Annotated in this window: 17 protein-coding genes and 1 pseudogene; 2 read left to right on the forward strand and 16 right to left on the reverse strand. The window is 30.1% G+C overall.

Annotation, left to right across the window (positions count from 1 at the left end; all coding sequences use genetic code 11):
- The first annotated feature begins 86 nt into the window (after window positions 1-86).
- Window positions 87-437 (forward strand): hypothetical protein, encoded by a 351-nt coding sequence (locus B8965_RS10975; protein ID WP_084054223.1) that lies wholly within the window; start codon window positions 87-89, stop codon window positions 435-437.
- Between the two features lie 95 nt (window positions 438-532).
- Window positions 533-2,080, forward strand: a complete 1,548-nt coding sequence (locus B8965_RS10980) for a recombinase family protein (RefSeq protein WP_084054224.1) — start codon at window positions 533-535, stop codon at window positions 2,078-2,080.
- Window positions 2,081-2,141: 61 nt separating this feature from the next.
- Here the strand turns inward: B8965_RS10980 and B8965_RS10985 are convergent.
- From B8965_RS10985 to mnmA, 16 genes and pseudogenes are all read right to left on the reverse strand, one after another.
- Window positions 2,142-2,543: pseudogene (locus B8965_RS10985) on the reverse strand (sigma-70 family RNA polymerase sigma factor); the annotation flags it as partial.
- 170 nt (window positions 2,544-2,713) lie between these two features.
- Window positions 2,714-4,360, reverse strand: coding sequence for a peptidoglycan D,D-transpeptidase FtsI family protein (locus B8965_RS10990; protein WP_084054225.1), 1,647 nt, complete (start codon window positions 4,358-4,360; stop codon window positions 2,714-2,716).
- Between the two features lie 91 nt (window positions 4,361-4,451).
- Window positions 4,452-4,652, reverse strand: a complete 201-nt coding sequence (locus B8965_RS10995) for a DUF4911 domain-containing protein (protein WP_084054226.1) — start codon at window positions 4,650-4,652, stop codon at window positions 4,452-4,454.
- A gap of 1 nt (window position 4,653) precedes the next feature.
- On the reverse strand, window positions 4,654-5,868 hold the full coding sequence (locus tag B8965_RS11000; RefSeq protein WP_084054285.1) for a peptidase U32 family protein: 1,215 nt from the start codon (window positions 5,866-5,868) through the stop codon (window positions 4,654-4,656).
- A gap of 5 nt (window positions 5,869-5,873) precedes the next feature.
- Entirely contained in the window at window positions 5,874-6,524 is a 651-nt protein-coding gene (locus B8965_RS11005) for an O-methyltransferase (protein WP_159446343.1), read from the reverse strand.
- Window positions 6,525-6,586: 62 nt separating this feature from the next.
- Window positions 6,587-7,612, reverse strand: coding sequence for an endolytic transglycosylase MltG (gene mltG, locus B8965_RS11010; protein WP_084054228.1), 1,026 nt, complete (start codon window positions 7,610-7,612; stop codon window positions 6,587-6,589).
- 102 nt (window positions 7,613-7,714) lie between these two features.
- Window positions 7,715-8,005, reverse strand: coding sequence for a DUF1292 domain-containing protein (locus B8965_RS11015; RefSeq protein WP_084054229.1), 291 nt, complete (start codon window positions 8,003-8,005; stop codon window positions 7,715-7,717).
- A gap of 92 nt (window positions 8,006-8,097) precedes the next feature.
- On the reverse strand, window positions 8,098-8,508 hold the full coding sequence (ruvX, locus tag B8965_RS11020) for a Holliday junction resolvase RuvX (RefSeq protein WP_084054230.1): 411 nt from the start codon (window positions 8,506-8,508) through the stop codon (window positions 8,098-8,100).
- Between the two features lie 23 nt (window positions 8,509-8,531).
- Complete coding sequence (locus tag B8965_RS11025) at window positions 8,532-9,479, reverse strand: aldo/keto reductase (RefSeq protein ID WP_084054231.1); 948 nt, start codon at window positions 9,477-9,479, stop codon at window positions 8,532-8,534.
- Between the two features lie 63 nt (window positions 9,480-9,542).
- Window positions 9,543-9,797, reverse strand: a complete 255-nt coding sequence (locus tag B8965_RS11030) for an IreB family regulatory phosphoprotein (RefSeq protein WP_084054232.1) — start codon at window positions 9,795-9,797, stop codon at window positions 9,543-9,545.
- 74 nt (window positions 9,798-9,871) lie between these two features.
- The gene (gene alaS, locus B8965_RS11035) at window positions 9,872-12,520 is read right to left on the reverse strand and encodes an alanine--tRNA ligase (protein WP_084054233.1); all 2,649 of its coding nucleotides are present in this window, start codon (window positions 12,518-12,520) and stop codon (window positions 9,872-9,874) included.
- A gap of 67 nt (window positions 12,521-12,587) precedes the next feature.
- Window positions 12,588-13,622: an AI-2E family transporter gene (locus B8965_RS11040; RefSeq protein WP_084054234.1), complete on the reverse strand. Its 1,035-nt coding sequence runs from the start codon at window positions 13,620-13,622 to the stop codon at window positions 12,588-12,590.
- A 26-nt stretch (window positions 13,623-13,648) separates the two neighbouring features.
- Window positions 13,649-13,822, reverse strand: coding sequence for a hypothetical protein (locus B8965_RS12510; protein ID WP_159446344.1), 174 nt, complete (start codon window positions 13,820-13,822; stop codon window positions 13,649-13,651).
- Window positions 13,823-13,836: 14 nt separating this feature from the next.
- Window positions 13,837-14,034 carry a hypothetical protein gene (locus B8965_RS11045; protein WP_200805922.1) on the reverse strand — a complete coding sequence of 66 codons (198 nt, stop codon included), beginning with the start codon at window positions 14,032-14,034 and terminating at the stop codon, window positions 13,837-13,839.
- Window positions 14,035-14,046: 12 nt separating this feature from the next.
- Window positions 14,047-14,589 carry a PRC-barrel domain-containing protein gene (locus B8965_RS11050; RefSeq protein ID WP_159446345.1) on the reverse strand — a complete coding sequence of 181 codons (543 nt, stop codon included), beginning with the start codon at window positions 14,587-14,589 and terminating at the stop codon, window positions 14,047-14,049.
- Between the two features lie 20 nt (window positions 14,590-14,609).
- A complete protein-coding gene (mnmA, locus tag B8965_RS11055) occupies window positions 14,610-15,656 on the reverse strand; it encodes a tRNA 2-thiouridine(34) synthase MnmA (protein WP_084054237.1) in 1,047 nt (348 codons plus the stop codon).
- Window positions 15,657-15,675: the final 19 nt, after the last annotated feature.

A 15,675-nucleotide genomic window follows, 5' to 3' on the forward strand; every position in this document is an offset into this window, starting at 1 on the left:
AATTGAGTAGATTTTTATTGTATAATTTATTTAAAACTAATAATTGATATTATATATAAGCTTTAGATAGAAAGGAGCTGCCTAATATGACTAATGAAGATTTTCAAAGACTAGTGTTGGAAAAATTAAATGAATTAACAACAGATGTTTCTGAGATAAAATCTAATATTTCTGGATTGAAGTCTGATGTTAATGATTTAAAGTTAGCTCAAAAAGAATTAAAATCTGATACTAGCGATTTAAAGTTAGGTCAAAATGAAATAAATAGAAAAATGGATGCGGTATACGAACAAACGGCTATGCTAAGTGAGTTTAAAACTGAGGTAAATGAGAAACTAGAAGATATTCAGGTAGATATTAATTTCTTAACTAGAAAGGTCGCTCAAAGTGATGCTCAAATAATTAAACTTAAAAGGGATCTTAGAAAAGTAGAATAAAAAAATATTTTAAATATTATATTAAAGCTTCTAACCAGAACTTACTCATATTTTGAGTAAGTTCTTACTATATAATGTAACATGAGGTGAATATAATGAGCTATAAGCGTGTTGCTATGTATTTGCGAAAATCTCGAGCTGACTTTGAAGCTGAGGCTCGTGGAGAAGGAGAAACTTTAGCTAAACACAAAAAGACGCTTCTAAAGTTATCCAAAGAATTAAAATTAAATATAGTTAAGATATATGAAGAAGTTGTCTCAGGGGAAAGCTTAATCCATAGACCAGAGATGTTAGAATTATTAAAACGAGTAGAAAACAAGGAATATGATGCCGTAATCTGTATGGACGTTGACCGTTTAGGGCGTGGAAATATGCAGGAACAAGGGTTAATATTAGAAACCTTTAAAGAGGCTCATACAAACATAATTACGCCCCGTAAAACTTATGACCTGCACGACGAATGGGATGAAGAATATAGCGAATTTGAAGCCTTTATGGCTAGAAAAGAATTAAAAATAATTACACGAAGGTTACAGTCGGGTCGAGTACGAAGCGTGGAAGAAGGAAATTATATAGGTACAAATCCTCCTTTTGGGTACGAGATTAATAGAGATAATATAGGCAGAACACTAATCCCCCACCCTGAACAAGCTCCTGCAATTAAATTAATCTTTGATTTATATATTAATGGTGGCAAAGGATCTAATAAAATCGCAAATGAACTAAATGCACTAGGTTATAAAACCTACACAGGGATCAAATGGAAAAGCTCATCAGTTCTAACTATTATAAAAAACCCTATTTATGCTGGGAAAATAACTTGGAAAAAGAAAGAAATAAAAAAATCCAAAACCCCTGGACAAAAACGAGATACCAAAGAACGCCCTAAGGACGAATGGATTATAGCTGATGGTAGGCATGTGCCAATTATTAGCATGGAAACTTATATGAAGGCACAAGCAATATTAAAAAGCAGATACCATGTCCCCTATCAGCTTGAAAACGGGATTTCTAACCCACTTGCAGGTCTAATTAGATGTGAAGTTTGTGGAGCGTCTATGGTTTATAGACCTTATACTAATGGTAGAGATCCACATATAATGTGTTATAACAGGTTTTGTCAAAATAAAAGTAGTAAGTTTAAATATGTAGAGGAAAGATTAATTAAAGCTTTAGAAGATTGGTTAAGAGAATATAAAGCCAGCTGGGAAGGTTATGATAAAGAAGAAAGTAATGAAACGGATATTATAGAAATAAAAAGGAAAGCTATTTTTAACTTAGAAAAAGAATTAGACCAATTAGAAAATCAAAAAGAAAAATTACACGATTTTTTAGAGCGTGGCATTTATGACGAAGAAACTTATTTAGAACGATCTCAAAACTTAGCTACCAGAATAGAAGAAACTTTAAAAACAATCACGCTTTCTAAAAAAGAGTTAAAACAAGATGCACGAAAGGAATTAGCACAAAAAAATATAATTCCTAAATTAGAGAACGTAATTAAACTTTATAAAACCTCGAAGGATCCAGCACAAAAAAATAGCTTACTCAAGTCAGTGCTTGAGAAAGCTATTTACAATAAAGAGAAGATTCAGCGAAATGATGACTTTTATTTAACTTTATACCCTAAACTACCAAAATGAAGAACTATGTATCCCTTGGCATTCAAGGGATACATTTTGGTGTCTAACCCGTTGGTGGGAACTCATTACCCTCTTTATCAACCCCTATTGGATCATATAAAGAAACTTCACTACGAGTTTTTTTAATTGAACGTAAATGCATTAGAATTTCATTTTCGATGCATCTAGCAGCATATGTAGCAAGTTTAGCACCTTTATCTGGATTAAAGGTATTAATCCCTTTTATTAACCCTATTGTACCTATTGAAATTAAGTCATCCTTTTCCTCGTTTGCCCCTTCAAACTTTTTCGTTATGTGAGCTACTAATCTCAAATTATGCCTAATTAATACCGCTTTTGCCTCTTCATCCCCTTTACTTAATAGCTGTAGATATTTTTTCTCCTCTTGTTCATTTAAAGGTTGGGGAAAAGCATTATTATTCACATATGATATTAAAACAAAAAAGTTTTTTACTAGGTCCATGAAATTATTTAAAATAAAAGATGGCTGCACTTTTTATTCACCTCCATAACATTTACGTCTTAAATAGTATGGTGGGGGAGCTAAAATTGTGCACGTCCTTGGTAAAAAACTTAATTAATTTAATTATTAACATTAAATAAGCCCTATTTTTATAGATATTTAGGTTACGCTTATTTTTCAAATTTTAAAATTGTGTCAATGATATGCTTAAAAATTGGTCCTGCATCTCTGCCTCCCTGTAATTCCTCTTTGCTTTTGCTTTCTTTTTCTTCAATGAGCACAGCTATAGCCCATTTTGGATTTTCAAGTGGAGCGTAACCTGCATACCATGCTAAATATTCGTCTGCTTTATCAGTTTGAGGCGTACCAGTTTTTCCTGCCGAGCCATATTCTTCTATCCATGCTCTTTTACCTGACCCATTTTTATTTGTTTCTGCAAGCATATTTTTTAGTTCTCTAGCTGTTGTATCACTATATATTTTTGTAAAGATTGGTTTTTTACTTAAATTTTCATATCCTTCACTTGTAATCAATCCTTTTATTAAACGTTTGTTCCAAACATCTTCTATATCTTGATGAGAGCCATTCCTTGCTATTGTGGCCATTATATTTGCAATCTCCAATGGACTTGTTTTAAAAATTTCTTGACCTATTATTCCATTAGCTCGAGCATTATTTGAATTTAATGCCTTTCCTTTTACAGGTTTAATCCCAAATTTATCGATTATATATTCTTTTAGTTTATTAGGTCCAAGTTGTAATCCATAATGAACAAAAGTAGTATTACATGAACGAGCCATAGCTTCAGTCATTGTTAAATGACCATGTTCTCGTGGGCAAGTTACATGTGATAAGGACGATTCTCCAGTACAGTCAAAAGTAGAATCTGGAGTTACTAATCCTTCTTCAAGGATTGCAGCGGCGGTTAATACTTTAAAAACTGAACCAGGATAGACTTTATAATCGATTACTCTTTCCTTTTGATCTGTAAAATTTGGTTTCTTTTGATCTAGGGCTGGACGACTAGCTGCAGCTAAAATATCACCATTTTCTATATTTAATACTACAACACTTCCTTTAATCACATTGTACTTATCTAATGCTTCTTCAGCTACCCTTTGAATTTGACTATCAATAGTTAGAACTACATCTACTCTCTTTTTATCTTTTTCAATCATAATATTCCGAAACCCTAGACCTTCTAACAGATTTCCTCTACCATCCATTATCGGACTTATAATTTCTTCTGCTTTTTCACCTCTTAGTTTTTTTTCCCACTTTTGTTCAATTCCCAATAAACCCTCTCGATATGTACCCTTGTCTTTATAACCTAGGCATCCAACTATATTTGTGGCTGTCGAATATTCCCCATACCTTGTTTTAACAGGTAAAGTCATTATTCCCTTTTCATCCCAAGCAGAAATTGTATCAATAATATCTTCTTCATTAGTTTTTATCGTAAAAGGGTCTGGATATATTTTAATATGATTTCGGTAATATGGTTTTAGATTAGTAAACTTAGGATATATTTCAGGAATTTCTTTTTTTATTTTTTTTAGTAATACATCGTGTTCTTTAATTAATTGTGGAAACACTACTATATTGGTTTCAGTTCTAGTATCAGTTAAAGAAACATTATGGCAATCTAAGATATCTCCTCGAACATATTCTTCTCCAGGAAAGTCAATTATTCTGCTGCTTAAAGACATTTGAGCATATTTTGGTCCATTAATTATTTGTTCATAAAATGCTTTAGAACTAATACCTATAAACAAAACTGCAAATACAATTATGAGGTTTGTAACTCTTGTATGCATGTCTATCCCCCCTGCTTTTAGCTTTTCCAAAATGTTAAAGGGATAAACAAAAAAACTACTACTTAGGTGCTTAAGTAATAGTTTTAATAGATTATAAAAATTCAATTTGTTTAGGTAGATTTTGCAAAATTTCTTTTACGTCATATACTGTTTGAGGGGTTGCATTTACTTTTATAAGTCCTAACTTACTATCAATTGTCGTTACGAGTGCTAAACCGTTATATGCTTCAAATATTTTATTTATAAAGGAGATATCTTTGGGATTTACTCTGAGATTAATTATATAAGACATATTATATTTCCTTACGCATAATGTAATAAGGAGCTAACTTTTGTTTTACAGGTATTTTTACTATTTGATTAGGGTGAGGTGCTGCTTGGATTTGATTACCTTTATCATCATACATTATTTCTATTGTTTGAGTAAAATCATCCCAAGTTGGGCCAAAAAACTCTATTTTATCTCCAATTTCAAATTTATTTCTTTGTTCAATTGTAACCATTTTTTCATTTTCATTATAGTCTAAAACTACACCTAAGAATTCATAAGGTCTAATATAATTTGAACTTTCAATACTTGAGGACGCGTTGTTTAAATCTTTAAAATAAAATCCAGTTGTATAGGGTCTATGACTAATTTTATCAAGTTCTTCTTTCCATTTATCTTCTACCTTGTACTTGTTCTTTTCGAAAAAGCTATCTATTGCTTTTCTATATGATCTTAAAATAGTAGCTACATAGCTTATACTTTTCATTCTTCCTTCAATTTTAAAACTATCTATACCAGCTTCGATTAATTTGTCTAGCTGGTCAATTAAACATAGATCTTGCGAATTAAAAACATAGGTGCCTTTTTCATCCTCAAACACTGGATAATATACACCTGGTCTTTTTTCTTCTACAAGGTTATAATTCCATCTACATGCCTGTGCACATTCTCCTAAATTTGCATCACGACCTACCATATAATTACTTAGTAGACATCTACCAGAATAAGATATACACATTGCCCCATGTACAAAGCATTCCATTTGAGCGCCAGTTTTATCTTTAATTTCTTTTATTTCATTTAGCGATAGTTCTCTAGCTGCTACTATTCTATTAATACCTTGGTCTAGCCAAAATTTAGCACTAGCCCAATTAACATTGTTAGCCTGTGTACTTAAATGAATTTCTAATTTAGGTACTGTTTCTTTTGCAATCATAATTACACCAGGGTCAGCACAAATAATAGCGTCTACGCCTACATCATATAAATCCTTTAAATAACTGTCTAATCCGATTAAATCCGCATTATGTGGAAAAATATTTATAGTAACATATACCTTCACATTATGTTCATGCGCAAATTTTACCCCTTCTTGTATTTCATCTATTTCAAAATTGCCGGCAAAAGCTCTTAAACTAAAATTTTTTCCACCTAAATAAACAGCATCTGCACCATATAAAACAGCAAACTTTAATTTTTCAAGATTACCAGCTGGGGCTAATAACTCAGGTTTTTTCATTTTTATCATTCCTTTCTCCAAATAAGTGCTACTCCGTCTCCTAATGGCACTATACTGCTTTTAAAATTATCTTTATTCTTTAATTCTTCTAAAAAATTTCGCATACGATGGACCATAGTTTTTTTCCGTCGTTCTGGAAACTTTAAATCTATAACCCAACCATTAATAAGAACATTATCAGCTACAATTAAAGAATTTGGTTTTAATAATTTATCTGCTAACTCTAAAAACAAGGGATATTGACCTTTAGCTGCATCTAAAAAAATGAAATCATAAGTATCCTTTAAATTGTGTATTACATCTTTAGCATCACCATTAATAATTTCTATTTTTTCACTTACTCCTGCTTTTTTAAAGTTTTCCCTAGCACTTAAAACCCTGTGAGGTAAAAGTTCAATAGTAGTTATTTTAGAGTCTGGTTTCTGTAACGCCCTAGCCATACAAATAGTTGAATAACCAATAGCTGTCCCTATCTCTAAAATATTTGTAGGCTGTAACATAGTAACTAGTAAATTTAGTAATTGTCCTACCTCAGGATCCACTATTGAGACATGGTTCTCGTTTGCAAAAACTTCCATATCATGTAATAACGCATCTCTATCTGGAAGTAAACTACGTAAGAAGTTTTGCAAATCTAAATCTAATACATCTTTCATAAATGACACCATCCATAATAAATAGGGGTGAGCTATCTGCCACCCCTAAAGTATATTTAATTTTAATATCCTAATTTTCTTTTATTTTTAACATGTTCATCATGGGTCGTAGAAAAAAGATGACCACCACTACCATCTTTTTTAGCAACAAAATAGAAATAGTTAGTTACTTCTGGTTTGCTAGCGGCAATTAAAGATGCTTCTCCAGGACTACATATAGGCCCTTTTGGTAAACCATAGTTTTTATAAGTATTATAGGGCGAATCTATTTTTTCATCTTCTATATAAATTTTATCTTTTCTTTCTGGAAATAAATACTGTAAAGTTGCACAACTTTGTAATTTCATATTAGTATTTAATCTATTTATAAAGACAGATGCAATTATAGGTCTTTCCTCATCTAATATAGCTTCCTTTTCAACTACAGATGCTAGTATAATTAAATCCCACGGAGATAATCCTGATTGCATCTCTGGTAAGCTATTATAAACATTTTCAAATCGTTTTAACATTACAGTTATTATTTGTTTAGCAGACATGGACTTTCCAACTTCATATGTATCTGGAAATAGAAAACCTTCTAATCTTTTTTGTCCTTGTGGAGCGTTTTGCAAAAATGCAAATTCAGTAAAAGGCTCATTTTCAACAACCTGCCAAAACTCTTCTTTGTCTACTAAATCTTTTTCAACTAAAACGTTACAAATTTCATTTAGTGTATAACCTTCCGGAATAGTAAAACTAATCGTGTAGGTTTGTCCATTAATTAGAGCCTTAGATATCTCCTTCATAGTCATAGAAGGACTTAATTTATAATCTCCTGCTTTTAATGAACTTTCTATGCCATTAAAGGTTAGATAAGCTCTAAAGGCTAAGGCATTTGTAATAATACCTTCTTTTTCTAAAGTTTTTGCAATGCTTATAGTTGAAGAGCCCGATTTAATACTTATTAATTTTATATCTTTATTATTTATATTATTAGCTCCAAATAATCCATTAAAAATAAGCCAAATTATGAATAAAATTATTAATAAATATAGGGCTAATGACTTTTTATTTTTATAAATATCCTTAGTACCGATTTTTACCACTACCCTCTAATTTAGTATCACTTTGATTATACTATTAATTGTGGCTTTTAAACAAGTATTTAGGTCAATAAAAACCACCATTTGCATGGTGGTTTTAAATAACTATTCGTTTGACTCTTCTTCATCATCTTCTTCGATCATCTCTTGCCACGCATTTGCAACTTTTTCCCATTCATCATCATCTTCGATATCAAGTAGAATATCTTCACCATTTTCATCTTGGTGAACTTTTAGAATGATTACTTCATCTTCTTCAACGTCTGCTGCTTCTTCAACAGGAGCTAAAAATGCATATCTTTCTCCATCTAGTTCTATTGCGTCTACTAATTCAAATTCATGTTCTTTTCCATCTTCATCTAATAGGGTAATGATATCTGCTTCAGTATTTTCCATATTAAACACCTTCTTTCTTAAACTAAAAACATTGTAGTTTTAAAACTACTACTTGTCAACATATTCCTATTATCATTATACCATAATCTTGATTAATTTATTCTCTCTAGGTAAGATTGTAAAATTATAGTAGCTGCTATTTTATCTACTACCTGTTTTCTTTTTTTTCTTGACACATCACCTGAAATTAAAGTTTTTTCAGCAATAACTGTTGTTAATCTTTCATCAATATAACTAACTTTTATATCTTTTACTTTTAAAAATTCTTCGACAAATTGTTTAACTTTTTCACCTTGAGGCCCTAGGGTACCATTCATGTTTTTAGGGAGACCTACCACTAATTCAGATACTTCATTTTTTTCAATTACATTTACTATGTGATTTATATCCTTATTTAACTCAGATCTTGTTAAAGTTTCTAAACCTTGAGCAGTTATTTTTAAAGCATCACTTAAAGCTAATCCTATTCTAACATCTCCTACATCTAAAGCTAATATTCTCACATTTTCACCTCTGTATTTTATTTTTATATAACTTTAATCGCAAATAACGGGCACACAGATGCACAATAACTGCACATTATACACTTTTTAGTATCTACTATTGCTTTATTATTTTTTAACACGAGAGCACTATGAGAGCATCTTTTAACACATGCCCCACAACCTTCACAGTAATCTTCAATATGTAATTTCCTCTTTTTATTTTTTAGTTTATTTAAGTAATTGGAATCCGGAGTAGTTCCTTTTAACCAAGATAGATTAACCATAACCTCGTCTATTGATTGCATTCCGATTGCTATTGCATCAAGTTCAGACCTATTAAATGCCCACTCAAAAGCATTTTTAGCATCATTTAAAAAATTACCACCACCTATTGGTTTCATACCATAAATGCCTTTACCTAATTTCTTAGCCTTTTGTAATAAGGAGAGCATTTCTTCAATATTACCATCTAAAATACCAAGACCTTTATAATTTACGATTGGATGAACAATTTCAAGTTCATCAGTTTCGATTACTGCTTCGACACCTTTAATATGATGCGTAGAAAGACCAATAGCTCTTATCAAACCTTTACTTTTAGCTTTTAATAGATATTCTATTGCTTCCCAATGCCCCTTAACAGTAAGCATAGATTCTTGCTCATGCAGTAGAAATATATCAATTACATCTCTATCTAATTCTTTTCGTGCTTTTTCTAAACTTTTTTTCATCATTTCTTCTGTATAAGCATAGCATTTTGTACTAATTACTATATCATGTGGTGCAGTTTTTAAAGCATTTTTAATTAGTGGATAGTTTTCATAAATTTCAGCTGTATCAATGAAATTTATCCCATTATTAAAAGCTACTTGCAATAATTTTAAGCTATTATCCAAAGATAAATTAGCTTGTAAAGGTCCCATAGTTAAACTTCCAAAACACATTTTAGAAACCTCTATACCTGTTTTTCCCAATTGACTATATTTCATTACATCCTCCAAAATAATCTTAAAAATAAAATCCCACTATTAAAGGTGGGATTTTTTGTAATATTACTTTTTTAAATAATCTTTAACTAATTCTTCGATTATTTCATCTCGCTCCATCTTTCTGATTGTACTTCGTGCTTCGTTATGGCTAGTAATATATGAGGGATCACCAGATAAAAGATACCCAACAATCTGGTTAACAGGATCATAACCTTTTTCAATTAATGCTTCATATACTAGATCTAAAATTTTTTTTGGTGAGATATCCTCGTCCGCCTTAACATTGAAATACATGGTTTTGTCTAAGTCTGAAGCCATCCTTGATCACTCTCCTGAAAAACTTTATTATATATAATTTCTAGCTAATTATTAAATATCCTTTTATTTAATAATTAGTTTTTTAATTGAGACTCAATAATATTTGGTACTAAATCAAGTGCTTCTTGTAATTTAGTTACATCCGTACCACCAGCTTGAGCCATTTCTGGGCGTCCACCGCCACCACCACCAGCTCTTTTGGCAACCTCTTTAATAATATTTCCAGCGTGAATACCTTTAGTAATTAAATCTTTTGTTACCACCGCTACAAAATTTAATTTACCATTGTATTCACTGCCCAGCACAATTACTCCTGATCCAACCTTATCTCTAAAAGTATCTGCCATAGATCTTAAACTATTCATGTCCGAACCATTAATAGTAGCTGTTAAGAGTTTAATTTCTTTTATAGTAATAATATTATCTAATAAATCAGTAACTTGATATTTAGCTAATTTTGCTCTTAATTCTTCTATTTCCTTTTCATTTTCCTTTAGTTGACTAGCCATTTGTTCTAATTTATTATTTATATCTTTAGGATTAATTTTTAAGCTCGTACCAATTGATTTTAATTGATTTTCATGACCTTTAATTAATTCAAGTGCCTTTTGTCCAGTTACACCTTCAATCCTTCTAATACCAGAAGCTACTGAACCTTCACTTATTATTTTAAATAAACCTATTTCCGATGTATTTTTAAGATGAGTTCCACCACATAGTTCTAGGCTGATCTCACCGATACTTACGCATCTAACCTTTTCTCCATACTTTTCATTAAATAAAGCAGTAACATTATCCTTTTTAGCTGTTTCAATATCAGTTTCATATACATTTATTAAACTTGCCTGTAAAATTTCATGATTAATTAAATCTTCTATCTTTTCAAGTTCAGTTCCGGTTACTTGAGAAAAATGCGAAAAATCAAAACGCAAACTATTGGCATTTAATAATGAACCTGCTTGATTAACATGATCTCCTAATACTTCTTTTAAAGCTTTATGGAGTAAATGAGTAGCTGTGTGATTTCTTGCAATTGCTTTTCTTGTGTTTTCATCTACAGAGGCTGTAACAGTTTCTCCTGCCATTAATTTTCCAGATACTTTACCTTTATGAATAATTTTATTATCAGGAAGCTTAGTAGTATTAGAAATAATTATTTTACCAATTTCCCCTACTATTATACCACTATCTCCAGCTTGTCCTCCACCTTCAGGATAAAAAGGAGTTACATCTAACAGAACATATACTTCGTCTCCTTCAGTTACTTCTAATCGTTCAGAACCATTAGAAATTAACTTTAATATTTGACCTTTTTCGCTTAAACTATCATATCCTGTAAATAAGGTTTCTTTTTCGTTTCCAGCATATTTGGCAAAGGTAAGAGCTATATCCCAAGTTTGATTATCTTTTTGTGCATTTCTTGCTCTATCTCTTTGTTCTTTCATTGCATTTTCAAACCCTAATGTATCAACGGTTAAATTTTCTTCTTCAGCTATATCTTTCGTTAAATCTAATGGAAAACCATAAGTATCGTATAAATTAAAAGCTTCTTTACCCGAAATTTGGGTTTGTCCTTTTTCTTTTAATGATTTTATAACTTCAGTTACAATTTTTAATCCATCATTTAAAGTTTCCTGGAAACGTTCTTCTTCATTTTTAATTATTTTTTGGACAAATTCTAATTTATCTGCTAATTCTGGGTATGAATCTTTCATCAATTCCATAACTTTAGGGGACATTTTATATAAAAACGAATTGTTAATACCTAAAGATTTACCAAATCGTACAGCCCTACGTATAATTCTCCTTAAAACATATCCTCGACCATCATTACTTGGTAAAACACCATCAGAGATTAAAAATGTGCATGATCTTGCATGATCAGCAATTACTCTAAAAGGAAAACCACTTAGCCCTTGATCATATTTTTTATTACTTAATTTTTCTACCTCGTTTATTAAAGGTTTTAATAAATCTGTCTCATAGTTTGAATTAACTTGTTGCATAATAGAGACAATTCTTTCTAACCCAAGACCCGTATCAATGCTTGGTTTTGGTAACGTAGTTAATACACCCTTATCATCACGATTATATTGCATAAAAACTAAATTCCATATCTCTAACCAACGATCGCAGTCACATTTTCCTAGACCGCAATCAGGTGCACTACAGCTATGTTTGATTCCCCGATCAAAATGAATTTCACTACAAGGACCACATGGACCAGTTTCACCCATTGACCAAAAATTGTCTTTTTCGCCTAATCTTAAAATTTTATTAGAGCTAAATCCTGTAGTTTGTTCCCAATATTCATAAGCTTCATCATCATCTTGATATACAGTAATGTATAAATTATCGGTGCTCAGTTTAAGCTCTTTTGTTAGAAACTCCCACGCAAAAGCTATTGCTTCTTTTTTGAAATAATCTCCAAAAGAAAAATTACCTAGCATTTCAAAGAATGTATGATGTCTAGCAGTTTTACCAACTGTATCTAAATCATTATGTTTACCCCCTGCTCTTACACACTTTTGGGAAGTTACAGCTCTTTTATAATTTCTTGTTTCAAGTCCTAAAAAGATATTTTTAAATTGATTCATACCTGCATTAGTAAAGAGTAAAGTAGGATCATCTATTGGAACTAGAGAAGAACTATGTACCTGATTATGACCTCTATCTTCAAAAAAACTTATAAATTTTGCTCTGATGTCATTTGCTGTTATCATATCGAAACCCCCTGCTTAATATCTTGTTAAATATAAATCTAAATACTTAAATATTTTATCTAAATATTTATAACTCAATTAATTTATTTATAAAAAATTTAAATAATATAATTAAAATACATGTAATTGGAACAGCTAAAATCATACCAAGTATTCCACCTAAATGACCTCCAGCTAATAAAACAAATATAACAGCTAAAGGATGTAAACCTAGGTTTTGTCCTAACACTTTAGGTGAAATAACATTTCCTTCAATTTGCTGTATTATCAGCATAATAATAAAAACATATAATGCTATTTTTTTAGATTTTAAAAGAGCAATGGCTACTGCTATTATTATAGCAAATAATGCACCAAAATAAGGTATAATATTTAATACAGATGTTAATAAACCAATAACAAGTGCAAAATCCATATCTATTAAAATTAAAGCAATGGTTGTGATTATACCAACCATGAGTGCAATAATTATATTTCCACGTATAAAACTTTTCAGTACAGAGTCAATCTTCCGACCTAATACCACTATATCATCTCTAGTCGAAAAGGGTAGTAACTTTAAAAAATAATCTTTAAATTTCTCGGTATCATTTAATAAATAAAAAGCTAATATAGGAGCTAAAATAAAATCAAATGTTTTGGAAAATAATAACAGAATCGTTTGAGTTACTCCCTTTATAACGTTTATTACATAATTTTCAATATCGTTAATCATATCATTAGTAATATTTCTAATACCTTCTGGTAGAGGAACTTTACTATATGTTTCTTGAAACACTTTAATATATTCTTGAGCCGCTAAAGTATAAGAAGGTATTGTCTCTCCAAAACTAGTCAATTCAGCTAAAACTTTAGGTAGAAAATTAAAAATAATGGCAGTCAAGATTATATTAAAAGAAAAATAAATAAAAATAATGGCCCAAGTTCTACTTAATCCTTTTAATTCAAAAAAATTAATAAGGGGTTTTAGTATATAAGCTAAAAATATAGCTAAAAAAAAGGGAGTCAATATAGGATATATTAGTTTAAAAAAATATGCTAGTCCTAAAATAAGACCAGCAAATACAATTATCCGAATTACCTTATTATTTAATTTAAACATTTTTACCTCTATTTTTATTATTTAAGTTATTTTTTAAATAGATTTACTTTTCCTTTTGTACTCTTAAATATTCGATTTGCTTTTTTGTTTATAGAATTAGTGTTTACTAGTCTTTTACGCTGTATATTTTTACCATTCATGAGACTATAAACAGAAGCAACCAAACCACCGATTAAAATTCCATTAAACAACTTTTTCATAACCACACCCCTTTTCAAGTTAATGTAGCATCGGTATAATTTAAAACTTCTTGATCATTATTTAATGATACTAAGGATCCATCTTCTGCAATATCAAAAACTTGCGTCTGATTACCAGTATTATTAAACTCTATATAGCATTCCCAACAAAAGTACTGATTATTAGCTAATTTCCCTATAGATTTACCAGTACAAATTGGACAATTAACCAAAATTAACATCCCCTAACTTAAAGCATCTTTTTCTTTGATTACTATTACACCATTTCCATAGCTGGTTACCTGGTTTAAGAAAATTTTTGCTCGACCCTTTAAAATATCTTTAAATAATCCATCTGAAATTTCATAGCTTTCAATAGAACCTGAAAAAACATCTAAACAAATATCATTGATAATTCCTAAAACTTTACCCTCTTCAGTAATAACAGGGCGTTTCAAGATATCCCTTGGATATAATAATAAATTCTCATGATTATATTGTGGCATATCTATAAATATTTCTTGTGAAAATTCGCAATCCAGACTTAAAAAATCTCTGCCCAAATTTTTTGTATTATTAAATGATAAAAATAAATCATTTCTGGTTATAAAACCTATTAATTTCTCATTTTTGATATCTAAAATAAAGTCTTTGATTTCAGCTAGTTGAGTTCCAGTATTTAAATCAATTATTGGGATCTCATATAGTGATGATAATCTAGTAATCATATTAAAATCCTTAATGAAAGTAATATCAGTATTATTACCAAAAATAAAAAAAACATGCATAAAATGCATGTTTTTTTATTTTAAATTATTTTTCCTCCACCTAAAACTACATCACTATTATAAAAAACAACAGCTTGTCCTTTAGTAATAGCTCTCTGTTCTTCCCTAAATTTAACTGAAATAGCACCATGGTTATGAGGACTAATGGTTGCTTTACTTAGTTTTGCTCCATATCTAATTTTTGCTTCTACTTCCATACTTTCTGTTAATTCATTTAGATGAATTAAATTATATTCATTACACACTAATTTACTCTTAAATACATCTTCGTTATCACCAATAACTACAGCATTTTTTTCTACATCTATATCAACCACATATGCAGGATATCCTAAAGATAGTCCTAAGTTTTTTCTTTGACCAATAGTATAAAAGGAAATGCCTTGATGAGTACCTATAACCTTACCTTTTGTATCAAGAAAATTACCTTTTTTAAATAACTTATTATCAACATGATTATATAAAAATTCACGATAATCATTATCTGGAATAAAACAAATTTCTTGACTTTCTGGTTTTTGAGCAACGCTTAAACCTATTTGTGTAGCTATTTCTTTTATTTTATTTTTAGTATAATTACCTAAAGGAAAAATTGTTTTACTTAATTCTTCCTGTGTTAAATTATACAAAAAATAAGATTGGTCTTTACTAGGATCTAACCCCGTTTTTAATAGGTACTTTTGAAAAGATTCATCCCACTCTATCCGAGCATAATGCCCGGTTGCAATGATATCAGCACCTAACTTAGATGCTTGTTGTAGAAAAAGATTAAATTTGATATTTTTATTACATTCTATACAAGGATTTGGTGTTCTACCTTGTAAATATTCATTTTTAAAAGATTCAACGACATTATCATTAAACTCCTTTTGAAAATCAAAGACATGTAAAGGAATATTTAATTTATCAGCAACTTCCTTGGCATTCTCAATAATGAAATCATTTTCAGGCCATAACTTGAAGGTCACTCCAATAACATCATAACCTTCTTGTAATAATAAATGAGCTGCAACGGAGCTATCTACCCCTCCACTCATTGCTAAGGCTACTTTAACTTGATTTTTCATTTTATAAACCACCTTAAAA

This window comes from Desulfonispora thiosulfatigenes DSM 11270 (assembly GCF_900176035.1).
GTDB classification, from domain to species: domain Bacteria; phylum Bacillota; class Peptococcia; order Peptococcales; family Desulfonisporaceae; genus Desulfonispora; species Desulfonispora thiosulfatigenes.

Excerpts from the sequence above, each read along its gene's own strand:
- alaS (WP_084054233.1), bottom strand. The coding sequence starts at position 12,520 with ATGATAACAGCAAATGACATCAGAGCAAAATTTATAAGTTTTTTTGAA.
- B8965_RS10990 (WP_084054225.1), bottom strand. The coding sequence starts at position 4,360 with ATGCATACAAGAGTTACAAACCTCATAATTGTATTTGCAGTTTTGTTT.
- mnmA (WP_084054237.1), bottom strand. The coding sequence starts at position 15,656 with ATGAAAAATCAAGTTAAAGTAGCCTTAGCAATGAGTGGAGGGGTAGAT.
- B8965_RS11000 (WP_084054285.1), bottom strand. The coding sequence starts at position 5,868 with ATGAAAAAACCTGAGTTATTAGCCCCAGCTGGTAATCTTGAAAAATTA.
- B8965_RS11015 (WP_084054229.1), bottom strand. The coding sequence starts at position 8,005 with ATGGAAAATACTGAAGCAGATATCATTACCCTATTAGATGAAGATGGA.
- B8965_RS11040 (WP_084054234.1), bottom strand. The coding sequence starts at position 13,622 with ATGTTTAAATTAAATAATAAGGTAATTCGGATAATTGTATTTGCTGGT.
- B8965_RS12510 (WP_159446344.1), bottom strand. The coding sequence starts at position 13,822 with ATGAAAAAGTTGTTTAATGGAATTTTAATCGGTGGTTTGGTTGCTTCT.
- B8965_RS10995 (WP_084054226.1), bottom strand. The coding sequence starts at position 4,652 with ATGTCTTATATAATTAATCTCAGAGTAAATCCCAAAGATATCTCCTTT.
- B8965_RS10980 (WP_084054224.1), top strand. The coding sequence starts at position 533 with ATGAGCTATAAGCGTGTTGCTATGTATTTGCGAAAATCTCGAGCTGAC.
- B8965_RS11025 (WP_084054231.1), bottom strand. The coding sequence starts at position 9,479 with ATGAAATATAGTCAATTGGGAAAAACAGGTATAGAGGTTTCTAAAATG.
- B8965_RS11030 (WP_084054232.1), bottom strand. The coding sequence starts at position 9,797 with ATGGCTTCAGACTTAGACAAAACCATGTATTTCAATGTTAAGGCGGAC.
- B8965_RS11005 (WP_159446343.1), bottom strand. The coding sequence starts at position 6,524 with ATGAAAGATGTATTAGATTTAGATTTGCAAAACTTCTTACGTAGTTTA.
- B8965_RS11050 (WP_159446345.1), bottom strand. The coding sequence starts at position 14,589 with ATGCATGTTTTTTTTATTTTTGGTAATAATACTGATATTACTTTCATT.
- B8965_RS10975 (WP_084054223.1), top strand. The coding sequence starts at position 87 with ATGACTAATGAAGATTTTCAAAGACTAGTGTTGGAAAAATTAAATGAA.